This window comes from Methylobacterium sp. Leaf399, from assembly GCF_001424525.1.
Taxonomy (GTDB): domain Bacteria; phylum Pseudomonadota; class Alphaproteobacteria; order Rhizobiales; family Beijerinckiaceae; genus Methylobacterium.
In genome coordinates this window covers 92526-114370 of record NZ_LMQK01000031.1, presented here as the reverse complement: position 1 = coordinate 114370, position 21845 = coordinate 92526, and the positions used below count along the sequence as shown (strand labels likewise).

Annotated in this window: 23 protein-coding genes; 7 read left to right on the top strand and 16 right to left on the bottom strand. The window is 69.8% G+C overall.

The window, feature by feature from the left end:
- Positions 1 to 79: 79 nt before the first annotated feature.
- From accC to ASG40_RS15535, 4 genes are all read right to left on the bottom strand, one after another.
- On the bottom strand, positions 80 to 1444 hold the full coding sequence (gene accC / locus ASG40_RS15550) for an acetyl-CoA carboxylase biotin carboxylase subunit (RefSeq protein WP_055887754.1): 1365 nt from the start codon (positions 1442 to 1444) through the stop codon (positions 80 to 82).
- Positions 1445 to 1455: 11 nt separating this feature from the next.
- Entirely contained in the window at positions 1456 to 1929 is a 474-nt protein-coding gene (accB, locus tag ASG40_RS15545; RefSeq protein ID WP_055887751.1) for an acetyl-CoA carboxylase biotin carboxyl carrier protein, read from the bottom strand.
- 16 nt (positions 1930 to 1945) lie between these two features.
- Complete coding sequence (gene aroQ, locus ASG40_RS15540; RefSeq protein ID WP_055887748.1) at positions 1946 to 2410, bottom strand: type II 3-dehydroquinate dehydratase; 465 nt, start codon at positions 2408 to 2410, stop codon at positions 1946 to 1948.
- A gap of 118 nt (positions 2411 to 2528) precedes the next feature.
- On the bottom strand, positions 2529 to 3320 hold the full coding sequence (locus tag ASG40_RS15535; protein ID WP_055887746.1) for a DsbA family protein: 792 nt from the start codon (positions 3318 to 3320) through the stop codon (positions 2529 to 2531).
- 200 nt (positions 3321 to 3520) lie between these two features.
- Between ASG40_RS15535 and ASG40_RS15530 the strand changes: the two genes are divergently transcribed.
- Together ASG40_RS15530 and ASG40_RS15525 are read left to right on the top strand one after the other, a co-directional pair.
- Positions 3521 to 4681: a pyridoxal phosphate-dependent aminotransferase gene (locus ASG40_RS15530; protein WP_055887743.1), complete on the top strand. Its 1161-nt coding sequence runs from the start codon at positions 3521 to 3523 to the stop codon at positions 4679 to 4681.
- A 3-nt stretch (positions 4682 to 4684) separates the two neighbouring features.
- Entirely contained in the window at positions 4685 to 5389 is a 705-nt protein-coding gene (locus ASG40_RS15525; RefSeq protein ID WP_055887741.1) for a DUF429 domain-containing protein, read from the top strand.
- Between the two features lie 97 nt (positions 5390 to 5486).
- On the opposite strand, the gene ASG40_RS15520 is transcribed toward ASG40_RS15525, so the two are convergent.
- Positions 5487 to 6467: a TorF family putative porin gene (locus ASG40_RS15520; RefSeq protein ID WP_082524104.1), complete on the bottom strand. Its 981-nt coding sequence runs from the start codon at positions 6465 to 6467 to the stop codon at positions 5487 to 5489.
- A gap of 453 nt (positions 6468 to 6920) precedes the next feature.
- Between ASG40_RS15520 and ASG40_RS15515 the strand changes: the two genes are divergently transcribed.
- The gene (locus tag ASG40_RS15515) at positions 6921 to 7292 is read left to right on the top strand and encodes a hypothetical protein (protein WP_055887738.1); all 372 of its coding nucleotides are present in this window, start codon (positions 6921 to 6923) and stop codon (positions 7290 to 7292) included.
- 180 nt (positions 7293 to 7472) lie between these two features.
- On the opposite strand, the gene fae is transcribed toward ASG40_RS15515, so the two are convergent.
- Positions 7473 to 8012, bottom strand: a complete 540-nt coding sequence (fae, locus tag ASG40_RS15510) for a formaldehyde-activating enzyme (protein ID WP_055887735.1) — start codon at positions 8010 to 8012, stop codon at positions 7473 to 7475.
- A gap of 171 nt (positions 8013 to 8183) precedes the next feature.
- Between fae and ASG40_RS15505 the strand changes: the two genes are divergently transcribed.
- Positions 8184 to 8402 (top strand): hypothetical protein, encoded by a 219-nt coding sequence (locus tag ASG40_RS15505; RefSeq protein WP_055887732.1) that lies wholly within the window; start codon positions 8184 to 8186, stop codon positions 8400 to 8402.
- 6 nt (positions 8403 to 8408) lie between these two features.
- Here ASG40_RS15505 and ASG40_RS15500 read toward each other — a convergent pair whose 3' ends face one another.
- From ASG40_RS15500 to ASG40_RS15480, 6 genes are all read right to left on the bottom strand, one after another.
- On the bottom strand, positions 8409 to 8849 hold the full coding sequence (locus ASG40_RS15500) for a hypothetical protein (RefSeq protein WP_443136625.1): 441 nt from the start codon (positions 8847 to 8849) through the stop codon (positions 8409 to 8411).
- Between the two features lie 73 nt (positions 8850 to 8922).
- A complete protein-coding gene (locus tag ASG40_RS20745; RefSeq protein WP_244480636.1) occupies positions 8923 to 9399 on the bottom strand; it encodes a PIN domain-containing protein in 477 nt (158 codons plus the stop codon).
- Between the two features lie 49 nt (positions 9400 to 9448).
- Complete coding sequence (locus tag ASG40_RS20740; RefSeq protein ID WP_082524103.1) at positions 9449 to 9571, bottom strand: AbrB/MazE/SpoVT family DNA-binding domain-containing protein; 123 nt, start codon at positions 9569 to 9571, stop codon at positions 9449 to 9451.
- A 59-nt stretch (positions 9572 to 9630) separates the two neighbouring features.
- Positions 9631 to 13383 carry a methionine synthase gene (gene metH, locus ASG40_RS15490; RefSeq protein WP_055887718.1) on the bottom strand — a complete coding sequence of 1251 codons (3753 nt, stop codon included), beginning with the start codon at positions 13381 to 13383 and terminating at the stop codon, positions 9631 to 9633.
- A gap of 86 nt (positions 13384 to 13469) precedes the next feature.
- Positions 13470 to 14393 (bottom strand): methylenetetrahydrofolate reductase [NAD(P)H], encoded by a 924-nt coding sequence (gene metF, locus ASG40_RS15485; protein WP_055887715.1) that lies wholly within the window; start codon positions 14391 to 14393, stop codon positions 13470 to 13472.
- A 55-nt stretch (positions 14394 to 14448) separates the two neighbouring features.
- A complete protein-coding gene (locus tag ASG40_RS15480; protein WP_443136623.1) occupies positions 14449 to 15477 on the bottom strand; it encodes an ArsR/SmtB family transcription factor in 1029 nt (342 codons plus the stop codon).
- A 263-nt stretch (positions 15478 to 15740) separates the two neighbouring features.
- Here ASG40_RS15480 and ASG40_RS15475 point away from each other — a divergent pair, with 263 nt between their 5' ends.
- On the top strand, positions 15741 to 17063 hold the full coding sequence (locus ASG40_RS15475; protein ID WP_055887710.1) for a homoserine dehydrogenase: 1323 nt from the start codon (positions 15741 to 15743) through the stop codon (positions 17061 to 17063).
- Between the two features lie 117 nt (positions 17064 to 17180).
- A complete protein-coding gene (gene glpX, locus ASG40_RS15470) occupies positions 17181 to 18164 on the top strand; it encodes a class II fructose-bisphosphatase (RefSeq protein ID WP_055888086.1) in 984 nt (327 codons plus the stop codon).
- Positions 18165 to 18209: 45 nt separating this feature from the next.
- Here glpX and ASG40_RS15465 read toward each other — a convergent pair whose 3' ends face one another.
- From ASG40_RS15465 to ASG40_RS15450, 4 genes are all read right to left on the bottom strand, one after another.
- Complete coding sequence (locus tag ASG40_RS15465; RefSeq protein ID WP_055887707.1) at positions 18210 to 19082, bottom strand: tetratricopeptide repeat protein; 873 nt, start codon at positions 19080 to 19082, stop codon at positions 18210 to 18212.
- A 320-nt stretch (positions 19083 to 19402) separates the two neighbouring features.
- Complete coding sequence (locus ASG40_RS15460; protein ID WP_200944271.1) at positions 19403 to 20503, bottom strand: 5-(carboxyamino)imidazole ribonucleotide synthase; 1101 nt, start codon at positions 20501 to 20503, stop codon at positions 19403 to 19405.
- An 11-nt stretch (positions 20504 to 20514) separates the two neighbouring features.
- Positions 20515 to 21042 carry a 5-(carboxyamino)imidazole ribonucleotide mutase gene (gene purE, locus ASG40_RS15455; protein WP_055887702.1) on the bottom strand — a complete coding sequence of 176 codons (528 nt, stop codon included), beginning with the start codon at positions 21040 to 21042 and terminating at the stop codon, positions 20515 to 20517.
- 112 nt (positions 21043 to 21154) lie between these two features.
- Entirely contained in the window at positions 21155 to 21373 is a 219-nt protein-coding gene (locus tag ASG40_RS15450) for a YdcH family protein (RefSeq protein WP_055887699.1), read from the bottom strand.
- Between the two features lie 222 nt (positions 21374 to 21595).
- Between ASG40_RS15450 and ASG40_RS20735 the strand changes: the two genes are divergently transcribed.
- A complete protein-coding gene (locus tag ASG40_RS20735) occupies positions 21596 to 21772 on the top strand; it encodes a YdcH family protein (protein ID WP_082494456.1) in 177 nt (58 codons plus the stop codon).
- The last annotated feature ends 73 nt before the right edge of the window (positions 21773 to 21845 follow it).

Sequence of the window (21845 nt, the reverse complement as noted above, 5' to 3'; positions counted from 1 at the left end):
GTCCCGCGTGGAGTTCCCGGGCACGGAAAGCCTTGACGACCCAGGGGCCTGACCTTGGATCGGCCGCGCCCCGAGCCGATCAGCCGGCCGTCTGCGCGTCGAGGCCGCCTTCTTCCAGAAAACGCTCGAGCCAGTGGATGTCGTAGGCCCCGGCCTGCACCTCGGCATTGCGCACGAGGGTGCGGAACAGGGGCAGCGTGGTATCGACCCCGTCCACCACGAACTCGTCCAGCGCCCGACGCAGGCGCATCAGGCACTCGTTGCGGGTCCGCCCATGGACGATGAGCTTGCCGATGAGCGAATCGTAGTGCGGTGGGATGCGGTAGCCCTGGAACACCGCCGAATCGACCCTGACCCCGAGGCCGCCCGGGGGATGGAAATAGGTGATCAGGCCGGGCGAGGGCCGGAAGGTGGCCGGGTGCTCGGCGTTGATTCGGCATTCGATGGCGTGGCCGGAGACCGAGATGTCGTCCTGCGTCACCGAGAGCGGCAGCCCGGCCGCCACCCGGATCTGTTCGTTGACGAGATCGATGCCGGTGATCATCTCGGTCACCGGATGCTCGACCTGGATGCGGGTGTTCATCTCGATGAAGTAGAAGCGCCCGTCCTCGTAGAGGAACTCGACGGTGCCGGCGCCGAGGTAGCGCAGTTCCTGCATCGCGCGGGCGCAGATGCCGCCGATCTCTTCGCGCACGCCCGCGTCGATCACGGGCGAGCCGCCCTCCTCCCAGACCTTCTGGTGGCGGCGCTGCAAGGAGCAGTCGCGCTCGGCCAGATGCACGGCGTTGCCCTGCCCGTCGCCCAGCACCTGCACCTCGATGTGGCGCGGCGTCGTCAGATACTTCTCGAGGTAGACCGCGTCGTCGCCGAAGGCGGCCTTGGCCTCGGTGCGGGCGAGGTTCAGGGCCTCCTCGAGTTCGGCCTCCGATTGCGCCACCTTCATGCCGCGACCGCCGCCGCCGGAGGCCGCCTTGACGAGGACGGGATAGCCGATCTCGGCGGCGACCCGCTTGGCCTCGTCGGTGTCGGTGATGCCGCCCTCGGAACCCGGCACGCAGGGGATGCCGAGGCGCTTGGCCGTGCGCTTGGCCTCGATCTTGTCACCCATGATGCGGATATGCTCGGCCTTCGGCCCGATGAAGCCGATGCCGTGGTGGGCCAGCACCTCGGCGAAGCGCGCGTTCTCGGAGAGGAAGCCGTAGCCCGGATGGACCGCGTCCGCCCCGGTGATCTCGCAGGCCGCGATGATGGAGGGGATGTTGAGGTAGCTGTCGCGGGCGGACGGCGGCCCGATGCAGACGCTCTCGTCGGCCAGGCGCACATGCATGGCATCGGCATCGGCGGTGGAATGCACGGCCACCGTGGCGATACCGAGCTCCTTGGCCGCCCTCAGGATCCGCAGGGCGATCTCGCCCCGGTTGGCGATCAGGATTTTCTCGAACATGTGGGCGCCCGTCACTCGATCACGAGGAGCGGCTCGCCGAACTCGACCGGCTGGCCGTCCTCGACGAAGATCGCGGTGACGGTGCCGGCGCGCGGCGCGACGATCTCGTTGAAGGTCTTCATCGCTTCGATGAGCAGCAGCTTCTCGCCCGCGGCGACCACCGAGCCGACGTCGACGAAGGCCTTGGCGTCCGGCGACGGCCGCCGATAGGCGGTGCCCACCATCGGCGACGGGAGCGCACCCGGATGCGCGGCCGCCGGCTTGGAGCGCTCGGCACCCGGCCCTGCCAGGGGCGGCGGGGGCGGCGCGGGGGCGAGGGCCACGGGTGCCGGCGCGGCGACCTGGACCTGGACCGGCTCGATCCGGCGGACCACGCGGATGCGCAGGTCGCCTTTCTCGATCTCGATCTCGGTGAGGTCGGTCTCGGTGACGAGATGGGCGAGCACGCGAACGAGCTCGGGGTCGAAGGGATCGTTCTTGGACATCGGGTCGGTCTTGGACTCAGGCGAGAGTGGGGGAGGCGGCGGCGCGCGCCGCGATGATGTGCGCCAGGGCGTCGAGGCCCAGCGCATAGCTATGGGGGCCGAACCCGCAGATCACCCCGGCGCAGACGGGGGCGATCAGCGAGACGTGCCGGAAGGCCTCGCGGGCGTGGACGTTGGAGAGATGCACCTCGACGGCGACGACGCCGCTGCCGGCGATGGCGTCGCGAAGGGCGATCGACGTGTGGGTGTAGGCGGCCGCGTTGATGAGAACCCCGGCGCCGGCCCGGCCGGCGGCCTGGACCAGGCCGACGAGATCGCCTTCGCAGTTGGTCTGGTGGAAGCCGAGCGCGACCCCGAGCGCGTCGGCGCGCAGGCGCAGGTCACGCTCGATGTCGGCGAGGGTAGCGCTGCCGTAGATCCCGGGCTCGCGCGTGCCGAGCAGATTGAGGTTGGGTCCGTTGAGGACGTGGATCGGGATCATGACGTCGCGTTCAGGAGCGGTCGGGCGGACTGGCGCCGCCACGCCGGGCGGTCCCGGCGTGGATCGGTGAGGCGGGCGCGGGCCGGAAAGGCCGGCCCCGCCGCGGAGCGAGCGGGGATCAGCAGCTCGCGTGGCCGCACTGGCGCACGTCGGCGATGGTCTTGCGGATCGGCTCGATGCCGACGGCGCCGGGGATGATCTCGTCGCCGATGACGAAGGCGGGCGTGCCCGAGAGGCCGAGCTTGTCGCCCAGGCCCACGTTCTCGGCGAGCGCGGCCTTCACCTCGGCCCCCTGCGCGTCCTTGGCGAGACGGGCGACGTCGAGGCCCATCTCCTTGGCCACCGCCATCGCCTTCTCGGCGGTCACCCGGCCCTTGCTCTCCAGGAGCTTGGTGTGGAACTCGAACAGCTTGTCGCCCTTCAGCTGCTGCTTGGCGGCCAGCGAGATCTTGCTCGCCTCCAGCGATTCGGCGCCGAGCACGGGGAAGTCCTTGAGGACGACGCGCAGCTTGGGGTCCGACTTGATCAGCGCCTGGATGTCGGTCAGCGCCTTGCGGCAATAGCCGCAGTTGTAGTCGAAGAACTCGACCAGGGTGACGTCGCCGTTGGGATTGCCGGCCACGACGCTGTGGGGCGAATTGACGAGGGCTTCGCGGGACTCCTTGAGAGCCGCGCCCTGCGCGAGCTTCTGGGTCTCCTGGGCGCGACGCTCGCCCTCGGCGATGGCCTCCTGCAGCACGTCCGGATTCTTGACGAGGTAGTCCTTGATGATCGCCTCGATGGCCTGGCGCTGGCCGTCGTTGAAGACGCTCGTCCCGGCCTGCGGCGTCGTCTGGGCCGATGCCGCGGAGGCGGCGAGGACGAGCGGGCCGGCGACGAAGGCGGCGATGAGGGAACGGGGCAGCGTCATGTGTCCTCGGCTTCTGGTCGCGGCAGGTGGCGTGGCGCCCCGCCTTTGGATGCGTCGGTAGTGCCGGGGTTAGGCGTTTTCGCGGCGCCCGGTCAAATCACCTTGCCGTCCGCGCGCCCGGCCATCGCAGCTCCGCGCGAACGGCGCGGGATACGCCGCGGGTGCTTGGATCGTCGCGCGAATGGCGCGATAGCTGCACCATGACGGTATCCCACCTCTCCCGCCGCGCCGCCACCGTGGCGCCGTTCCTCGCCATGGACGTCATGAGCGCCGCCGCCGCACGGGAACGGTCGGGCGCGCACGTCGTCCACATGGAGGTCGGCCAGCCCTCGGGACCGGCCCCGCGGGCGGTGATCGCCGCCGCCCGCGGGGCCCTCGAGACGGGGCAGCTGCCCTACACCGAGGCCCTCGGCCTGCCGGCCCTGCGCGAGCGCATCGCCCGGCATTACCGCGACACCCACGGCGTGACGGTGGCGCCCGGGCGCGTCGTCGTGACGACGGGATCCTCGGCGGGCTTCGTCCTCGCCTTTCTCGCCCTGTTCGACGCCGGCGCACGGGTGGCGGTGCCCGAGCCCGGCTATCCGGCCTATCGCAACATCCTGCGCGCGCTCGACATCGACCCGGTGCCGTTGCGCCTGCGCGCCGAGAACCGCTTCGCACCCACCGGCGCCGACGTGCGCGCGCTCCACGCGACGGGCGCGCTCTCGGGCCTCCTGGTGATGAGCCCGGCCAACCCGACCGGCACGGTGATCGCCCCCGACAGGCTGGCCGAACTCGGCCGGACCGCGCGGGACCTCGGCATCCCCTTCATCTCCGACGAGATCTACCACGGCCTGTCCTACGGCCTTCCCACCGACACCGCGCTGCGGAGCGAACCGGACGCGGTGATCATCAACTCGTTCTCGAAGACCTGGTCGATGACCGGCTGGCGCATCGGCTGGATGGTGGTGCCCGAGGCGCTGGTCCGGCCGGTCGAGCGCCTGGCGCAGAACCTCTTCATCTCGCCGCCCTACCTGTCGCAGGTGGCGGCAACGGCCGCCTTCGACGCGCACGAGGAGGTCGAGGCGACCCGGGCCGGCTACGCGGCCAACCGCAGCCTGCTCCTCGACGCCCTGCCGGGGCTCGGCCTCGGCCGCATCCATCCGGCCGACGGCGCCTTCTACCTCTACGCCGACGTGTCGCCGCTGGCCGACGACGCCTCCGCCTTCTGCCGGCGCATGCTGGCGGAGGCCGGCGTGGCGGCGACGCCGGGCCTCGATTTCGACCCCGTCGAGGGCGGGCATCACGTCCGCTTCTCGTTCGCCGGGTCGCGGGACGATTGCGAGGAAGCGGTGCGCCGGCTGCGGGCCTGGCTGGCCTGAACGATGGCGTGGATCGCGGGCGCGGACGGGTTCAAGAGCCGGTGGTGCGTGGTGCTGCAGGACCTCGACACCGGGGAACTGCGCGTCCGCATCGTGCCGACCTTCGCCGGCTTGCTCGATCTGGCCGAGCGCCCCTCGGTCGTCGCCGTCGATATCCCCATCGGCCTGCCGGAGGTCACGCTTGCCGGCGGCCGGGCCTGCGATGCGGCCGCGCGGCGGCTGCTCGGCCGGAGAGGCGCCAGCGTGTTCTCCGCTGTCGGACGCATCGCCCTGGCGGGCGCGAACCGGGCCGGGGCCGATGCCTTGAACCGGGCGCACGGTGGGATCGGCGTCGGCGCCCAGGCCTGGGGCCTCGCCGACAAGCTCAGGCAGGCCGATGCGGCGATGACGCCGGAACGCCAGGACACGGTCCGGGAGGTCCATCCCGAACTCTCGTTCTGGGCGATGAACGGTCGCACGCCGATGGCTGACGGCAAGAAGTCGGCGGCAGGCGCCCTCGCACGGACGGATGCGCTCGCGGCATCGGGCTTTCCCGAAGCCTTCGTGCGTCGTGCGCCCTGCGCGACGCCACGCATCGGCCCGGACGATTTCCTGGATGCCTGTGCCGCCCTGTGGAGCGCCCGCCGGATCGCCGCCGGCAGCGCCGAACGCCTGCCGGCGGCGGAGGACCGCGATGGGCGCGGTCTCGATCAGGCGATCTGGTTCTGAAGAGCCGGCGTCCGCTCACGCGATCCGCCGACCCCTTCCTTCGCGCATCCGATGTCTGCGAAAGCCGGCAACCACCTTCCGGTCCGATGCGATCGGCTTACCGAAACAGGTTCAGGAGGCCGCCGGGCTCGGCGTAGATGCCGGGCGCGGCGGTGGAGGTCTGGAAGGTGATCGAGCCGATCACCGCCTCGCCGCACCACTTCGAGGTGCCGCCGTTGGTCAACTGGCGGAAGTCGCCCGTGAGCGCCGCGCACTGGCGCTTGTCGAGGTCGGTGTCGTGGTAGCGCACGTCGAGGGTGATGTTCTTGTAGGTGTAGGACAGGCCGACGTTGCCGTAGAGGTAGCTCGGCAGGTTGAACGACGGGAAACGGCCCGGCGCGGTGCTGCCGAAGGCACCGGTGGCGGAACTCTTGGCGCTGCCGAGGAAGAAATAGCCGACTTCGCTGGAGAGCGAGAAGCCGCCGGCATAGGCCTCGGGCAGGAACGGGAACAGGGTGGCCGGCAGCAGGTAGGCGGCGGTGCCGGAGGCGTAGGTGCTGTTGGCGTGGGTGCCGAGGAAGTTGGGCGAGAAGAACACGTTGGCGCCCAGCGTCAACGCATCGGTGGCCGTGTAGAGCACCTTGCCGGCGGCCTCGTAATAATCGGTGTTGGCGGTGGTGAACGGCGTGATCCCGTCGGCGTTGAACAGGCGCGTCTCGTTCGGATAGAAGTAATACAGGATACCGAGATCGAAGGCGAGCTTGCCGAACGTCGGCCGAATACCGGCGACGAGATCGAACTCCATGTCCGGCCTGGTCGGCAGGCGGGTCTGGTAGGTGGCGAAACCGGCGTAGGCGAAGTTGTTGAGGAACTGTGCCTCGAAGAAGGTCTGGTAGCTGCCCTGCAGGTTCGACTGCGACACGCCGCGGAAATTATAGTCGGTCTGGTAGCGCGAGCCGAACGAGAAGCCGATCAGCGGGTCGGGCGCCTTGGCCTCCACCGGCATCACCTTGGGGGCGGCGAGATCGGCGGCGACCGCCGGGAGCGGGAGGCCGAGCCCGCAGAGGGCGGCCAGGGACAGTTTCGTGACGGTGCGCATACCCAAGATCCCCTCGCCCGCGTTGGTCGCCGGGCCGTTGTCGGCAGGGCGTCGCCGTCTCCCGCGAACCCGCCGAAGCCGGAATGCGATGTCGTGCGATCTCCTGATGAGGGATCAGCGTATCCGTGGGTTCTTAAGCGACAAACCCGACGGGCGGACACATCTGGTGAAATTCAATGCAATCCGCCCAGCAAACCGCCAAGTCGTTCCGCCGGCCAGAGAATGAAAAGCACTGTTGCCGCAATGCCGCATCGATCGTCGTGCCTCCAGGGTGGCAGGAGGTCTAGGTGAACTCGTCGATGTTCGTGATTCGGGCACCGCTAGCCGATTCTGGGCGCGGACGGGTCCGAGGGACGACAGGCCGAATGGACATCGGCGGATCGCGCGTTGCATCCGACGCGTTGGACGCCCGGAGCGTGCGTGGGCACGGCCGGCAACAGGGACAGGACCGGGATGGAGGCTGAACTCGCGCGGATGGTCAGGCAGGCGGCGGCGGATGCGCGCCGACGGGCCATGGGCTTTCCCGGATCGACCAGCGGGGACGACCTCCCCTGGGCGGTGACGAAAGCCTTCGACGACACCGTACGCGGCCATGTCGAGCGCGATCCGGGGATCGAGGACGAGCGGGACGGCGTGCTCGTCGCCGCCGTCGACCTCGCCGAGTCGGATCCGGAGGACGGCGACGAGATGCACCCGATGCTGCGCAAGCTCCTGGATGCCATCGACAGTCTCGAGCGGGTGACGCTGAGCCGGGGCGTCGTCAACCGCAAGGCGGCGGCGGCAGGCTACGGCACGGCCGGCCAGCGTCTCGCCCCGGCGAACTGAGCCGGTTCGGGCTGGCAGGCCGACGCTTCACCCTGCTCGGGTCCATGGTCTGTCGCGGGTCGTCGACGCAAAACCGGCGACCACTCTCGAGAGCCGGCGACCACTCTTGCGACACCGGCTCGGTTTCGCTCACCGACCCGAAACGGACCGTCGCGAGGGTGCCGGGGCGGGACGGAACGATCAGTACTCGATCACGTCTTCCAGGGCGTAGTGCTTCACGGTCTTGCGGTTGGCGATCAGCTCGTCGATCGTCGGCTCGCCCTTCATCGCCCGGGCGATGGCGAGCTTCGTCGCCTCGTAGTTGGTGCGATAGAGATCCTTGCGGTCGAGGTTCTCGTCGCTGCCGCAACGCTCGTCGAGCCAGATCGTGATGATCATGCACAACTCGTCGAGGCCGTCCTTGGGCAGGACGCCCTCGATCACGCAGTCGACGATCGCGTCGCCCGTGGCCGCCTGAACCACGCCGCCGAGAAGCTCGGCGTATTCGGCGGTGTGGATCGTGACCTTGGTGGTCATCATCGTGGACGGGCGCACGAGCTGGTTGAGGTCGCGCACCACGAACATGCGGGTGTGGCCCTGGACCTGTCCGAGCATGCCGGCGAAGGCGTGTCCGACGGGCCCGCGGGTGGAGCCGATCAGCACCTCCGGCATCGCGTCGGTGAATTGACCCTCGGCGGCGAGCACCGTCGCCTCGCCGGTGCGGAACCAGATCTCGGACATCGTCAGCCACTCCTCAACGTCCGCGACGGCGGCACGCGCGGGCGCACAAACACCGCCGACGCACCCGAGGTCAATCGCGCAGGGACCGTGCAAGGGCGATGATCGACAGAACCGCCCGGATCGTCCATTCAGGTCCGGCTTCGGGCGGGACGAGCCGGGGCGGGAGGCGTCATGACCGGGCCACAGACGGAACGCGACTGGAGCCTGTCGGTGGCGCCGTCGGCGGATGGGGTGCGACTGGCCCTCGACCTGAAGGATCTCGGCGGCCAGCCGTTCACGGCGATCCTGTCGCTCGACCCCGTCGAGGCCCGCCACCTCGCCCGCGCCCTCCTCGCCGCGGCCGGCGACGCCGCGGAACGGACGTTTCCCCGCCCGCCGACGATGGACTGAGCGCCGCTACCGGACGCCGACCTGGCTGCGGCCGGGCAGGCGCGGCACGGTGGTGCCGCGCGGCTCGATCGGCTCGGCGCAGGCGTAGGCGAACTCGGTCTGGAGGTCGGTGAAGACGATTTCGCCGGTGATGCGGCACTGCTCGCGCACGGTCTCGTCGAGGTAGGCCCGCGCCGCCGCCCGGAACCGCTTGGGACGGCTCGCCTCCGGCGACTCGCCGTCGAGGCCGCAGCCGGCGATCTCGCGCGGCCCGTTGGAGACGATCAGCATGCGCCGGGCCCGGCGCTGGTCGTAGACCTCGTAGGGGTCGTTGCAGCCGATCGTCACCACCTGCGGCGTCAGGCTGACGTAGGTCTTCGAGATGTAGGCGAAGCCGGTGCAGCCGCTCACCGCCGAACCGAGCACCAGGACGAGCGGAACCGCCAGCCGCTTCCCCATCACCGACACCCGCCTCATCACACGCGATCCCCGCCGCATTGGAACGGCCGTGCTTCCCCGGTCAAGCCCGAGCGGGTGGACCTTACCCCGCTTCGTCTTCGCAATTCTCCACCGGAAGATCCGGGACGCGCGAGAATTCGCGGGTGTTGCGCGTGACCACCACCAAGCCACGCTGCAGGGCCTGGCCGGCGATCAGGACCTCGCAAGGGCCGATGGGCGTCCCGGAGGCGGCGAGCGCGGCGCGGATTTCCGCGGCTCGCTTGGCGGCGGCCGACGTGAGGTCCAGGATCGGAAAGCGAAGGCGTTCGAACTGCTCGATCGCCCGCTCGGTACGGACGGCGCGATAGGCCCCATAGAAAAGCTCATGCGCGACGATGACCGATAGACAGATGTCGCGCGGGGATCGATCCCCCGGACCGTCTCGGAGACGCGCGGATGCGGTTTCAGGAGAGCGATGACGACATTGGTGTCGACGAGGTACTACACTCGAACGCCGTGTCGAGTTCCGGGCGCTCCTGTTGCGGGACGGCTTCCTCGATCGCCGCAATGACATCGTCATCGATCGGCCCGATGGTTTTCAACCACGCCCATTCGTCCTCGACGAGCGGCTAGAGGATGACGGCGTCGCCCTCGCGCCGAATCCGCACCGCGGCGGCGTCGAAGCGGAATTCCTTGGGCAGCCGCACCGCCTGGGAGCGGCCGGACCAGAAGACCTTCGCGATATCGCCCATGGGCGCCTCCTGCCATGTCTCGCCAGAGACATGGCAGGAGAGGCTCGGGCCGTCCCGCCCTACTCGGCGGCGACGGCGAGGTAGCGCGCCGGATCGTAGTTGAGGATCGGGCCGAGCCAGCGCTCCACAGCGACGAGGTCCATGCCCTTGCGGGCCGCGTAATCCTCGACCTGGTCGCGCTCGACCTTGGCGACGCCGAAGTAATGCGCCTCCGGATGCGCGATGTAGAGGCCCGACACCGACGAGCCCGGCCACATGGCGTAGCTCTCGGTGAGCTTTACGCCGATACGCGGCTCGGCCTGCAGGAGGTCGAACAGGGTGACCTTCTCCGTATGGTCGGGCTGCGAGGGATAGCCGGGCGCCGGGCGGATGCCGTCGTATTCCTCCTTCGAGAGGTCTTCCGGCGCATAGGCTTCGTGCGGCGCGTAGCCCCAGAACTCCTTGCGCACCCGTTCGTGCATGCGCTCGGCGAGCGCCTCGGCGATGCGGTCGGCGAGCGCCTTCACCAGGATCGAGCGGTAATCGTCGTTGGCCCGCTCGAACCGCTCCGCGATGCGGACCTCCTCGAGACCGGCGGTGACGACGAAGCCACCGACGTAGTCGGCCACGCCCGAGCCCTGCGGCGCGACGAAATCCGAGAGGCAGGTGTTGGCGCGCCCGTCGCGCTTCGACAGCTGCTGGCGAAGGCCGTGGAAGGTGGCGAGCGTCTCGCTGCGGCTGTCGCCGGTGTAGAGCCTGATGTCGTCACCGACGGCATTCGCCGGCCAGAAGCCGAGGATCGCCTTCGGGTTGAACCAGCGCTCCGCGACGATCTGCTTGAGCATGCCTTGAGCGTCGTCGAACAGGGCCTTGGCGGCCGGGCCCTGGTTCGGGTCCTCGAAGATCGCCGGATAGCGGCCCTTGAACTCGTAGGTCTGCAGGAACGGCGTCCAGTCGATGTAGGGTACGAGGTCGGCGACCTCGTAGGTGCGGAACACCCGCGTGCCGGTGAAGCTCGGGCGCACCGGCGCGTAGCCGGACCAGTCGATCTTGAACGGGTTGGCGCGGGCCTTGGCGAGCGACAGGCGCTGCTTGTCGAGCTCGGAGCGCGCGTGGGCGTCGGCGACCTTCTTGTACTCGGCCCGGGTCTTCTCGATGGTGGCGTCCCGCGTCTCCTTCGACAACAGGCTCGACACCACGCCGACGGCGCGGCTGGCGTCGGTGACGTAGACGGTCTGGCCGCGGGCGTAGGACGGGTGGATCTTCACCGCGGTATGGACGCGGCTGGTGGTGGCCCCGCCGATGAGGAGCGGCACGTCGAAGCCCTCGCGCTCCATCTCGGCGGCCACATGCACCATCTCGTCGAGCGAAGGCGTGATCAGGCCCGACAAACCGATGATGTCGACGTTCTCCTTGCGGGCGACGTCGAGGATCTTGGCCGCCGGCACCATCACGCCGAGATCGATGATCTCGTAGTTGTTGCAGGCGAGCACGACGCCGACGATGTTCTTGCCGATGTCGTGGACGTCGCCCTTCACCGTCGCCATCAGGATCTTGCCGGCAGCCTGGCGCTTGCCGTCACCGCCGTTGGCGAGCTTCTCCGCCTCCATGAACGGTTCGAGATAGGCCACGGCCTGCTTCATCACACGGGCGGACTTCACCACCTGCGGCAGGAACATCTTGCCGGACCCGAACAGGTCGCCGACCACGTTCATGCCGGCCATGAGCGGGCCCTCGATGACGTGGAGCGGGCGCGCCACGCCGAGCCGCGCTTCTTCCGTATCGGCGACCACGTATTCGGAGATGCCGTTGACCAGCGCGTGCTCCAGCCGCTTCTCCACCGGCGCCTCGCGCCACGACAGGTCGGCGGTCTTCGCCTGGACGCCGCCGCCGGACTTGAAGCGCGCCGCCGCATCGAGCAGGCGGTCGGTCGAATCGTCGCGGCGGTCGAGGACCACGTCCTCGCAGAGTTCGCGCAGTTCGGCCGGCAGCTCGTCGTAGATCGCGAGCTGGCCCGCGTTCACGATCCCCATGTCCATGCCGGCCTGGATGGCGTGGTAGAGGAACACCGCGTGCATCGCCTCGCGCACGGGCTCGTTGCCGCGGAAGGCGAAGGACAGGTTCGAGATGCCGCCCGAGATATGGGCGTGGGGCAACGTCTGGCGGATGATCCGGGTCGCCTCGATGAAGGCGACGCCGTAGCCGTTGTGCTCCTCGATGCCGGTGGCGACCGCGAACACGTTGGGATCGAAGATGATGTCTTCCGGCGGGAAGCCGATCTCCTCGGTCAGCACCTTGTAGGCCTTGGTGCAGATCTCGACCTTGCGCTCCAGCGTATCGGCCTGGCCCTGCTCGTCGAAGGCCATCACCACGACCGCCGCGCCGTAGGAACGGCAGATCTTGGCGTCGGCGACGAACTTCTCGATCCCCTCCTTCATGGAGATCGAGTTCACGATCGCCTTGCCCTGGACGCACTTGAGCCCGGCTTCGATGACGTTGAACTTCGAGGAATCGATCATCACCGGCACGCGGGCGATGTCGGGCTCGGCCGCCACGAGGTTGAGGAACTCGACCATCGCCTTCTCTGAGTCGAGCAGGCCCTCGTCCATGTTGATGTCGATGATGCTGGCCCCCGCCGCGACCTGGTCGCGGGCGACATCGAGCGCCGCGGCGTAGTCGCCGGCGGTGACGAGCTTCCTGAACTTGGCCGAGCCGGTGACGTTGGTGCGCTCGCCGACGTTCACGAAGGGGATCTCCTTCGTCAGCGTGAACGGCTCCAGGCCCGACAGGCGCATCAGCGGCGCGATCTGCGGGATCTTGCGCGGGGCCTTGTCGGCCACGGCCTGGGCGATGGCGCGGATGTGGTCCGGCGTGGTGCCGCAGCAGCCGCCGACCATGTTGACGATGCCGCCCTCGGCGAACTCGGCCACGAGCTTGGCCATCGCCTCCGGGCTCTCGTCGTAGAGGCCGAACTCGTTGGGCAGGCCGGCGTTCGGATAGGCGCAGACCAGCGTGTCGGCGATGCGCGACAATTCGCTGATGTGGCCGCGCATCTCGCGCGCGCCGAGGGCGCAGTTGAGGCCGATGGTGAGCGGAGCCGAGTGGCGCAGGGCGTTCCAGAACGCCTCCGGCGTCTGGCCCGACAGGGTGCGGCCGGAAAGATCGGTGATCGTCCCCGAGATCATGATCGGGAGCTTGAGCCCGAGTTCGTCGAACACCTGCCAGGTGGCCGCCACGGCGGCCTTGGCGTTGAGGGTGTCGAAGATCGTCTCGATCAGGATGAGCTCGGCGCCGCCCTCGATCAGGCCGCGGACCTGTTCGGCATAGGCGGTCTTGACCTCGTCGAAGGTCACGGCCCGGTAGCCGGGATTGTTCACGTCCGGCGAGATCGACAGGGTGCGGTTGGTCGGGCCGATGGCGCCGGCCACGAAGCGGCGGCGGCCGTCCTGAGCTTCGGCCAAGGCCGCGGCCTCGCGGGCGAGGCGCGCGCCGTCCCGGTTCAGCTCGTGGACGATCGATTCCATGCCGTAGTCGGCCTGGGCGATGGTGGTGCCCGAGAACGTGTTCGTCTCGCACATGTCGGCGCCGGCGAGGAAGTAATCGAGGTGGATCTGCCGGATCGCGTCGGGCTGGGTCAGGATCAGGAGGTCGTTGTTGCCCTTCTGGTCGTGGGAATGGTCGAGGAAGCGCGACCCGCGAAAATCGGCCTCGCCGTAGCCGAGGCGCTGGATCACGGTGCCCATCGCCCCGTCGAGGACGAGGATCTTCTCGGCCGCCCGCTGGCGCAGGGCCGCTTCGATTTCGGTGCCGTCGACGGGGCGCAGATCGGTCATGGGGTCTCTCGGATGTCGTGGGATCTCCCCTCCCCCGTGTGGGGAGGAGATACGCCTTGTTCGTCGAACTCGGGTCTCACGCGACTTTAGGCGGCCGCCTTCTGCACCGCCACCTTCGGTCCCTGCGAACGCAGGCCGAGCAGGTGGCAGATGGCGTAGACGAGGTCGGAACGGTTCATCGAATAGAAGTGGAAGTCGCTCACGCCGCGGTCGACGAGGTCGAGCACCTGCTCGGCCGCCACCGCGGCCGCCACGAGGCGGCGCGTCTCGACGTCGTCCTCCAGGCCCTCGAAGCGGGCCGCCAGCCAATACGGCACCGAGGCGCCGGTGCGGCGGGCGAAGTTGGCCGACTGCTTGAAATTCTGCACCGGCAGGATGCCGGGGATGATCGGGATGTCGATGCCGGCCGCGCGCACCTTGTCGACATAGCGCAGGTAGATGTCGTTCTCGAAGAAGAACTGGGTGATCGCCTGGTCGGCGCCGGCATCGACCTTGGCCTTCAACGCGTCGATGTCGGCGTCCAGCGACGAAGCCTCGGGGTGCTTCTCGGGGTAGGCCGAGACCGAGACCTTGAAGTCGCCGATGCGCTTGATGCCGGCGACGAGGTCGGAGGTCTGCGCATAGCCGCCCGGATGCGGCCGGTAGGCGGTGCCGATGCCGTCCTGCGGGTCGCCGCGCAGGGCCACGATGTGGCGCACGCCGGCATCCCAATAGGATTGCACGACGGCGTCGATCTCCTCGCGGCTGGCGTCGACGCAGGTGAGATGGGCGGCGGGCTTCAGGCCCGTCTCCTTCACCATGCGCGCCACCGTGTTGTGGGTGCGCTCACGGGTGGAGCCGCCCGCGCCGTAGGTCACCGAGACGAACTTCGGCTGCAGCGGAGCGAGGCGCTCGATCGACGACCACAGGATCTTCTCCATCTCGTCGGTCTTCGGGGGGAAGAACTCGATCGAGACGCGGATCGGCAGGTAGCCGTCGCGGCTGGCGCGGTGCTGTGAGGCGTTGGGCATCGGTTCGTCCTCTTCGTCGATCGTCGGTCAGGGCCGTCGGCGTCGCTTGAAAAAATCAGGCCGCGGTCAGGGCCAGCTGGTCTTCGGGCAGAATGTCTTTGGCCAAGATGTCGTCGGGCGAAATGGCGGATCGGGACTCGGCGGCCAGCCAGAGGGTCACCGTCAGGAGGTCGCCGGCCTCACCCGAGGGAACGAGGTGGCGAATCGCCACCGATCCGAGCCCGGCGTCGGCCAGCCAACCCGATACCTGTTCGGCGGCAAAACCGAGGCGGCGGTGGGCCTGCGTCTCGCGCAGGAACTCGTGGTCGTGGGACGCGAAGTCCACCACGAGGAGGCGCCCCCCCGGCGCCACCAGCCGTGCCGCCTCGCGCAGGGCGCGGGTCGGGTCGTCGAGGTAGTGCAACACCTGATGCACCAGCACGAGGTCGAAGCTACCGCGGCCGAAGGGCGGGGCGTGGATGTCGCCCTGGCGCAGGTCGACCCGCGACAGGCCGGCACGCTCGAGGTTGGCGCGGGCGACGGACAGCATGGCATGGCTGGAATCGAGGCCCGTGGCGCGCTTGGCGCGCGCCCCCAGCAGCGACAGCATGCGGCCCGTGCCGGTGCCGAGGTCGATGAGGCTGTGGATCGGACGCGGCCCCAGCACCTCGAGGACCGCGGCCTCCACCACCGCTTCCGCCACATGGAGCGAGCGCAGGCGGTCCCATTTGGGCGCGAGGCGGGCGAAGAAGCTCTGGGCGGCCTCGGCGCGCTGGGCGCGCACCGCATCGAGGCGCGCCTTGTCCTCCGACAGCGGCGGGCTCGCCCGGTCGAGGCCGGAGATCAACGGCTCGATCAGGCCGGCACGGTCCTCGGCCAGGCGAAAGAACGCCCAGGCCCCCTCCTTGTGGCGCTCGACGAGGCCGGATTCCACCAGGAGCTTGAGATGGCGCGAGATCCGCGGCTGCGACTGGCCGAGTATGTCGGTGAGATCGGTCACCGAAAGCTCCCCCCCGGTCAGCAGGGCGACGATGCGCAGCCGCGTTTCCTCCGCGGCCGCCCGGAGGGCGCCGAGGGCATCGGCGAACCGGATCGTTCCGGCCATGCTCGGGCTCTCATCAGACATAAAGATATCTTTATGTTAGTTATGAGCCGGGTGCAAGGGCGTTCCGAGGATCGTCGGCGGGGTGGTTTTCTCGGGCACCCCGTTCGTTTTCCCCAGCGCCCCGCGTTTCTTGCGGACCCCCGCGTTTCGTTGCAGAAGACCCGGGCGCCGAGAGCAGCGTCGTCACGCACGACGGATCGCCCGCCTGCCGGGCCGGGTCTCGCGCAAACGAGTCCCACCGATCGAGCCCCAGGATTGCCACCATGTCTCAGAGCCTTCGCCTCGGCGTCGCCGGTCTCGGCACGGTCGGTGCCGCGGTGGTCCGCATGGTCTCGCGCCGGGCCGAGGCGCTGGAGGCCGCCACCGGCCGCAGCATCCGCGTCACCGCCGTCTCCTCCCGCGACCGGGCCCGCGACCGCGGCCTCGACCTGTCCGGGGTGACCTGGTTCGACGATCCGGTGCAGCTTGCGCAATCCGACGCGGTCGATTGCGTGGTCGAACTCATCGGCGGCGCCGAGGGGCCGGCCCGGGCCACCGTCGAGGCGGCCATCGCGGCCGGTCACGACGTCGTCACCGCCAACAAGGCGCTGCTGGCCCGCCACGGCGCGGCGCTGGCCAAGGCGGCGGAGGCCAAGGGCGTGGTGCTGGCCTACGAGGCGTCGGTGGCCGGCGGCATCCCGGTGATCAAGGCCCTGCGCGAGGGCCTGGCCGGCAACCGGGTCAGCCGCCTGTACGGAATCATGAACGGCACCTGCAACTACATCCTCACCCGGATGGAACGGGAAGGGCTGACCTTCGACGCCTGCCTCGCCGACGCCCAGGCGCTCGGTTACGCCGAGGCCGACCCGACCTTCGACGTCGAGGGCTTCGACACCGCCCACAAGCTCGCCATCCTCGCCAGCCTCGCCTTCGGCATCGAGATCGACGCGGACGCCGTGTCGGTGGAAGGCATCTCGGCGATCCAGCCCCTCGACCTGCGCATGGCCGAAGAACTCGGCTACCGCATCAAGCTCCTGGGCGTCGCGCAGGCCGCGGACGGCGGCATCGAGCAGCGGGTCCATCCGACCATGGTGCCGAAGTCCTCCGCCATCGCGCAGGTCATGGGGGTCACCAACGCCGTCACCATCGACGCGGATGCGGTGGGCGAACTCACCCTGATCGGTCCCGGCGCCGGCGGCGAGGCCACCGCCTCGGCGGTCGTCGCCGACATCGCCGACATCGCCGCGGGCACCCGCCGCCCCACCTTCGGGCGGGCCGCCACAGCGCTGCCGGCCTCGCCGCGGGTGGCGATGCAGCGCCACGAGGGCGGCTACTACATCCGGCTCACGGTCCACGACCGCCCCGGCGTGGCCGCGGGCGTCGCCACCCGGATGGCCGAGCGCGACATCTCGATCGAGAGCATCCTGCAGCGGCGCTCGCCGAGCGCGGCGCTCACCGACCCGCACGGGCGCTCGGGCCAGCCGGTGCCGCTGGTGCTGATCACCTACGCGGCCACCGAGGGCACCATCCGCGCGGCGCTGGATGCCATCGCCGCCGACGGTCTCCTGGCGGAGACGCCGCAGTTGATCCGGATCGAGCGGGAATAGATCCATTATTTTGCCGGATGCTATGGCGCCCTGCAGGATAGCGCAGCTATAGGGCTCCGTGACGGAGCGCCCGGGCCCTGTCCCGGCGAGCGAGGGGCACGAGCTGCCATGACCACGATGAACGACGCGACGGCAGCCATGCCGGTGGCGCGCACCCTGACCCTCGAACTCGCCCGCGTGACCGAGCGGGCCGCCATCGCGGCCGCCCGCTTGCGCGGCCAGGGCAAGGAGAAGGAGGCCGACCAGGCCGCCGTCGACGCCATGCGCGACGAGCTCAACGCCCTGCCCATCGACGGCACCGTGGTGATCGGCGAGGGCGAGCGCGACGAGGCCCCGATGCTGTTCATCGGCGAGCGCCTCGGGACCGGCGTCGGGCCGAAGGTCGACATCGCGGTCGACCCCCTCGAGGGCACGACCCTGTGCGCCAAGGACATGCCCGGCGCCATCGCCGTGATGGCCATGGCCGAGGCGGGGTCGCTGCTGGCCGCCCCCGACGTCTACATGCAGAAGATCGCCATCGGCCCCGGCTATCCGGCCGGCACCGTCGACCTCGACGCCTCGCCCGCCGACAACATCGCGGCCCTGGCCAGAGCCAAGGGCGTCGATCCCTCGCAGATCACGGCGATCATCCTCGACCGGCCGCGCCACGCCGCCCTGGTCGCCGCGGTCCGCGAGACCGGAGCCGGCATCCGCCTGATCTCGGACGGCGACATCGCCGGCATCATCTTCACGACGAGCCCGGAGGAGACCGGCGTCGACATCTACCTCGGCACCGGCGCCGCACCCGAGGGCGTCATCGCGGCCGGCGCCCTGCGCTGCATCGGCGGCCACATGCAGGGGCGGCTGATCCTCGACAGCCACGACAAGCGCGAGCGCGCCGCCGCGATGGGCATCACCGACCCCAACCGGAAGTACGAGCTCGTCGACATGGCCCGGGGCGACGTCATCGTGGCGGCCACCGGCGTCACCGACGGGGCGCTCCTCAAGGGCGTGCGCTTCAAGCCGGGGCTGATCGAGACCGAGACCGTGGTCTACCGCTCGGCCACCGGCACCGTGCGCCGCATCCTGTGCGGCCACCGCAGGCCGCCGGCCAGGGGTTAGGAGACCAATGCCGGGCCTGCCCGGAGGCAAGCCCGGCCAGACCGGTCAGTTGAACAGCGAACCGACGCCGCCCTGCACCCGCGACAGGCCCTGGCTCGCCACCGGGTTGCCCGGCTCGAGGGACGAGGCGCGCTGGTAGTTCTCCATCGCCTCCTTGCGGCGCCCCGACTTCTCGTAGGCGAGGCCACGATAGGCCCAGGAGGTGGCGTCCTTGTTGTTGACGTTGAGCGCGGCGTTGTAGTCCTCGATCGCCTTGTCGAACTGGTTGGTGGCGATCAGGCTCTGGCCACGGGCGGCATAGGGGGCGCTGACGAAGGGGTTGCGGTCGATGGCGGCGTCGAAATCGCCGATCGCCTGCGTGTTCTGTCCCTGCTTCTGCCGCACCAGACCGCGGGCGTGGTAGGCCTCGGCCGATTCCGGCGCCAGACGGATCGCCTGGTTGAGGTCGCTGCCGGCGCCGTCGAGGTCGCCCTGGGCGCGCAGCACGTTGGCGCGGCCGATGTAGGCGGGCGCGTAGTTCGGATCGGCCGAGATCGCCTTCGAGAAATCGGCCAGCGCCGCATCGTTGCGGCCGGTCTGGCGATAGGCGAGCGCGCGGTTGTTGTAGGCCGAGCCGGAGTTGGGATCGATCTGGATCGCCTTCGAGAAATCGGCGATGGCGTCGTTGAACTGCCCGGCGCGGGCATAGGCCGCCCCGCGGGTGGTATAGGCGGCCGCGTCGTTGGGATTGCGCTGGATCACCTCGCTCAGCGAGGCGATGTTGACGGTGGTGGCGCCCGTCTTGTCCGATTCGAGCACCGCGAACTGCCGCGGCGCGGCGGCATTGCCGTAGGTCTCGCATCCGCCGAGCGCGGCCGCCGCCAGCGCCACCGCCCCGATCAGCCCCGCCTTCGATGCCTGCAGCATCACAACCGTCATCGCCCCGCTCCCTCCGGCGAACCGCGGCGTGCCGCGTCGTTCGCCTCCACCCGTTCGATTCGCTGTCCGGCTCGATCGCCGTGCCCCAATCGGCGGCGCTCGGCGCGGCACGCCGCATCGCGTCTCCGGCGAACCGTCGGCGAAGGCGGTGAACGCATGCTTAAAGCCGGGACACAGGCTCGCTCAAGCGGCTGCGTGTGGCGAAGATATGGCCTCTTCCGGCCTCACCCCGAGTCCGGGCCGGCGCGGGCCCGATCGGTCCGCGGGTGTGCCATCCGCGACGCAGTTTAGGCCAGGTATCGGCCAGGAATCGCCCGGCCCTACGGCGGGAGCAGGAGACGGGTGACGTGTCCCATCTTGCGGCCGGGCCGGGCCTCGCCCTTGCCGTAGAGGTGGAGGTGGGCGCCCGGCTCGGCCAGGATCGCGTCCCAGGCCGCCGCCTCGTCGCCGATGAGGTTGTGCATCTCCACGGCGACACCGCCGACCCGGGCGGGATCCCCGAGCGGCCAGCCGCAGACCGCCCGCACGTGCTGGGCGAATTGCGAGGTCAGCGCCCCCTCGATGGTCCAGTGACCGGAATTGTGGACGCGCGGGGCGATCTCGTTGACCACGACCCGTTCCGGCCCGTCCCCATCGGCGACCAGGAACATCTCGACGGCGAGCACGCCGACGTAATCGAGGGCCTCGGCGATGCGCCGTGCGATGTCGATGGCGCTGGCCGCGGTGGCAGGGGCGATGCCGGGGGCCGGCACCCGGGTGAGCGCGAGGATGTGGTCGCGGTGGGTGTTGGCGCAGGGATCGAAGGCGGCGAACGCTCCGTCTGCGCCGCGCGCGGCGACCACCGACACCTCGCGCTCGAAGGCGACGAAGCCTTCGAGGATGCAGGGCGCGCCGCCGAACTCGGACAGGATCGCGGCCGGGTCGATGGCATCGCCAACGCGCAGCATGCGCTGGCCCTTGCCGTCGTAGCCGAAGCGCCGGGTCTTGATCACCGCCGGCAGCCCGATCTCGGCCAGCGCGAGGGTCAGGTCCTCGGGCGTGTCGACGCTGCGGAACGGGGCCGTGGGAATGCCGAGCCCGTTGACGAAGGCCTTCTCCGACAGGCGGTCCTGGGTCGTGGCGAGGGCCGAGGCGCTCGGATGCAGGGGCGCGAGGGCGGCGAGCCGGTCGGCGGTCTCGCGCGGGATGTTCTCGAACTCGTAGGTGACCACGTCGACGCTGGAGGCGAAGCGCGCCAATGCCTCGGCGTCGTCGTAGGCGGCCACCGTCGTGGCGGCGGCGACATCGAAGGCCGGGCTGTCCGCGTCTGGGGCGAAGACGTGCGCCTTCAGCCCGTGCTGCGCAGCGGCGAGGGCGATCATGCGGCCGAGCTGGCCGCCGCCGACGATACCGAGGGTGGCGCCGGGTGCGATCCGGGTCATGACCATCCGCCCTATGGTGTCTCGGCCTGCGGGAACTCGACCTTGGGGAACTCGGCCTGCGGGAACTCCGCCACCGCCGCGCTCTGGGCGGCGCGCCAGGCCTCCAGCCGTTCGGCCAGCGCCTCGTCCGAGACCGCCAGGATCGCGGCCGCCAGGAGGGCGGCGTTGACCGCCCCGGCCCGGCCGATCGCCAGGGTCCCGACCGGAATGCCCGCGGGCATCTGCACGATGGAGAGCAGGCTGTCCTGGCCCGACAGGGCCTTGGATTCGACCGGCACGCCCAGCACCGGCAGCGACGTCATCGCCGCGCACATGCCGGGCAGATGGGCGGCCCCGCCCGCGCCTGCGATCACCACCTTGAAGCCGGCGGCCTTGGCGCCCTTGGCGAAGGCGACGAGACGGTCCGGCGTGCGGTGCGCCGAGACGATCCGGTCCTCGTGCGCCAGGCCGAGGGCGTCGAGGGTCTCGGCGGCATGGCGCATGGTCGCCCAGTCCGACTGGCTCCCCATGATGATCGCGATCCGGGGCTGGCCGGCCATCGTCTCGAATCCGTTTCTGTGGGCGTGCCGCGCGGCACGTCCGCCTCAACCCGAGTTCGCCGCATACGCGCCGGTCGCAGCGCGGGCAAGGCGGCTCGGGCGATAAGGCGGCTCAGGCGATGATGTCGGGGGTGATCTGGTCTTCGAGGTAGGTGATGCGGTCGCGCAGGCCGAGCTTGCGCTTCTTGAGACGCTGGATCTGGAGCTGGTCGCCGGCCACCACGAGCTCGAGGGCGTCGATGGCCCCGTCGAGGTCGCGATGCTCCTGCTTCAGCCTCAGGAGCTCGGCCTCGTACTCGGCCTTCGCCTCGTCACCCAACTCATCCGGCATCGCGTCCGACATCCTCGACAGCCGGCCCGGAGGCCTGCCCTCGAACCATGCGGCAGGGTGGTGCCAGGGGCAAGATCCGGCGGCGGCATCGCGGGGGGCAATCGTGTTTCGGGCGCGCGAACCCTGTTGAAAGGCTTCGTCAAGCACGGCCGATTTTGGGCTTCGACAGCCGGCGAAAGGTGTGCCAATCTGTCCACGTCGAAACGATGACAGGAGACATCCATGTCGCTGCAGACACACCTCACCCAGCTCGCTCGGAAGCACGAAGCCCTGGAGCGGGAGATCCACGACGCCATCCACAGCCCATCGGCGAACGATCTGCGCATCGCAGAGCTCAAGAGACGAAAGCTCCAACTCAAGGACTCGATGAACCGCCTCAAGACGGAATCCGTCCACTAGGCGCGTCACCGCCCCGGTCCTTCAAGTCTCATGCGTTCGCCGCCGCCGCTGGTCTCCAGGGCGGCGGTTTTTT

Excerpts from the sequence above, each read along its gene's own strand:
- accC (WP_055887754.1), bottom strand. The coding sequence starts at position 1,444 with ATGTTCGAGAAAATCCTGATCGCCAACCGGGGCGAGATCGCCCTGCGG.
- ASG40_RS20740 (WP_082524103.1), bottom strand. The coding sequence starts at position 9,571 with ATGGGCGATATCGCGAAGGTCTTCTGGTCCGGCCGCTCCCAGGCGGTG.
- ASG40_RS15525 (WP_055887741.1), top strand. The coding sequence starts at position 4,685 with ATGGCGTGGATCGCGGGCGCGGACGGGTTCAAGAGCCGGTGGTGCGTG.
- aroQ (WP_055887748.1), bottom strand. The coding sequence starts at position 2,410 with ATGATCCCGATCCACGTCCTCAACGGACCCAACCTCAATCTGCTCGGC.
- ASG40_RS15515 (WP_055887738.1), top strand. The coding sequence starts at position 6,921 with ATGGAGGCTGAACTCGCGCGGATGGTCAGGCAGGCGGCGGCGGATGCG.
- ASG40_RS15465 (WP_055887707.1), bottom strand. The coding sequence starts at position 19,082 with ATGACGGTTGTGATGCTGCAGGCATCGAAGGCGGGGCTGATCGGGGCG.
- fae (WP_055887735.1), bottom strand. The coding sequence starts at position 8,012 with ATGTCCGAGATCTGGTTCCGCACCGGCGAGGCGACGGTGCTCGCCGCC.
- glpX (WP_055888086.1), top strand. The coding sequence starts at position 17,181 with ATGAACGACGCGACGGCAGCCATGCCGGTGGCGCGCACCCTGACCCTC.
- ASG40_RS20745 (WP_244480636.1), bottom strand. The coding sequence starts at position 9,399 with ATGACGATGTCATTGCGGCGATCGAGGAAGCCGTCCCGCAACAGGAGC.
- accB (WP_055887751.1), bottom strand. The coding sequence starts at position 1,929 with ATGTCCAAGAACGATCCCTTCGACCCCGAGCTCGTTCGCGTGCTCGCC.
- ASG40_RS15530 (WP_055887743.1), top strand. The coding sequence starts at position 3,521 with ATGACGGTATCCCACCTCTCCCGCCGCGCCGCCACCGTGGCGCCGTTC.
- ASG40_RS15475 (WP_055887710.1), top strand. The coding sequence starts at position 15,741 with ATGTCTCAGAGCCTTCGCCTCGGCGTCGCCGGTCTCGGCACGGTCGGT.
- ASG40_RS15450 (WP_055887699.1), bottom strand. The coding sequence starts at position 21,373 with ATGCCGGATGAGTTGGGTGACGAGGCGAAGGCCGAGTACGAGGCCGAG.
- ASG40_RS15480 (WP_443136623.1), bottom strand. The coding sequence starts at position 15,477 with ATGGCCGGAACGATCCGGTTCGCCGATGCCCTCGGCGCCCTCCGGGCG.
- ASG40_RS15520 (WP_082524104.1), bottom strand. The coding sequence starts at position 6,467 with ATGCGCACCGTCACGAAACTGTCCCTGGCCGCCCTCTGCGGGCTCGGC.
- ASG40_RS15505 (WP_055887732.1), top strand. The coding sequence starts at position 8,184 with ATGACCGGGCCACAGACGGAACGCGACTGGAGCCTGTCGGTGGCGCCG.
- ASG40_RS15535 (WP_055887746.1), bottom strand. The coding sequence starts at position 3,320 with ATGACGCTGCCCCGTTCCCTCATCGCCGCCTTCGTCGCCGGCCCGCTC.
- metF (WP_055887715.1), bottom strand. The coding sequence starts at position 14,393 with ATGCCCAACGCCTCACAGCACCGCGCCAGCCGCGACGGCTACCTGCCG.
- ASG40_RS15460 (WP_200944271.1), bottom strand. The coding sequence starts at position 20,503 with ATGACCCGGATCGCACCCGGCGCCACCCTCGGTATCGTCGGCGGCGGC.
- metH (WP_055887718.1), bottom strand. The coding sequence starts at position 13,383 with ATGACCGATCTGCGCCCCGTCGACGGCACCGAAATCGAAGCGGCCCTG.
- ASG40_RS20735 (WP_082494456.1), top strand. The coding sequence starts at position 21,596 with ATGTCGCTGCAGACACACCTCACCCAGCTCGCTCGGAAGCACGAAGCC.
- purE (WP_055887702.1), bottom strand. The coding sequence starts at position 21,042 with ATGGCCGGCCAGCCCCGGATCGCGATCATCATGGGGAGCCAGTCGGAC.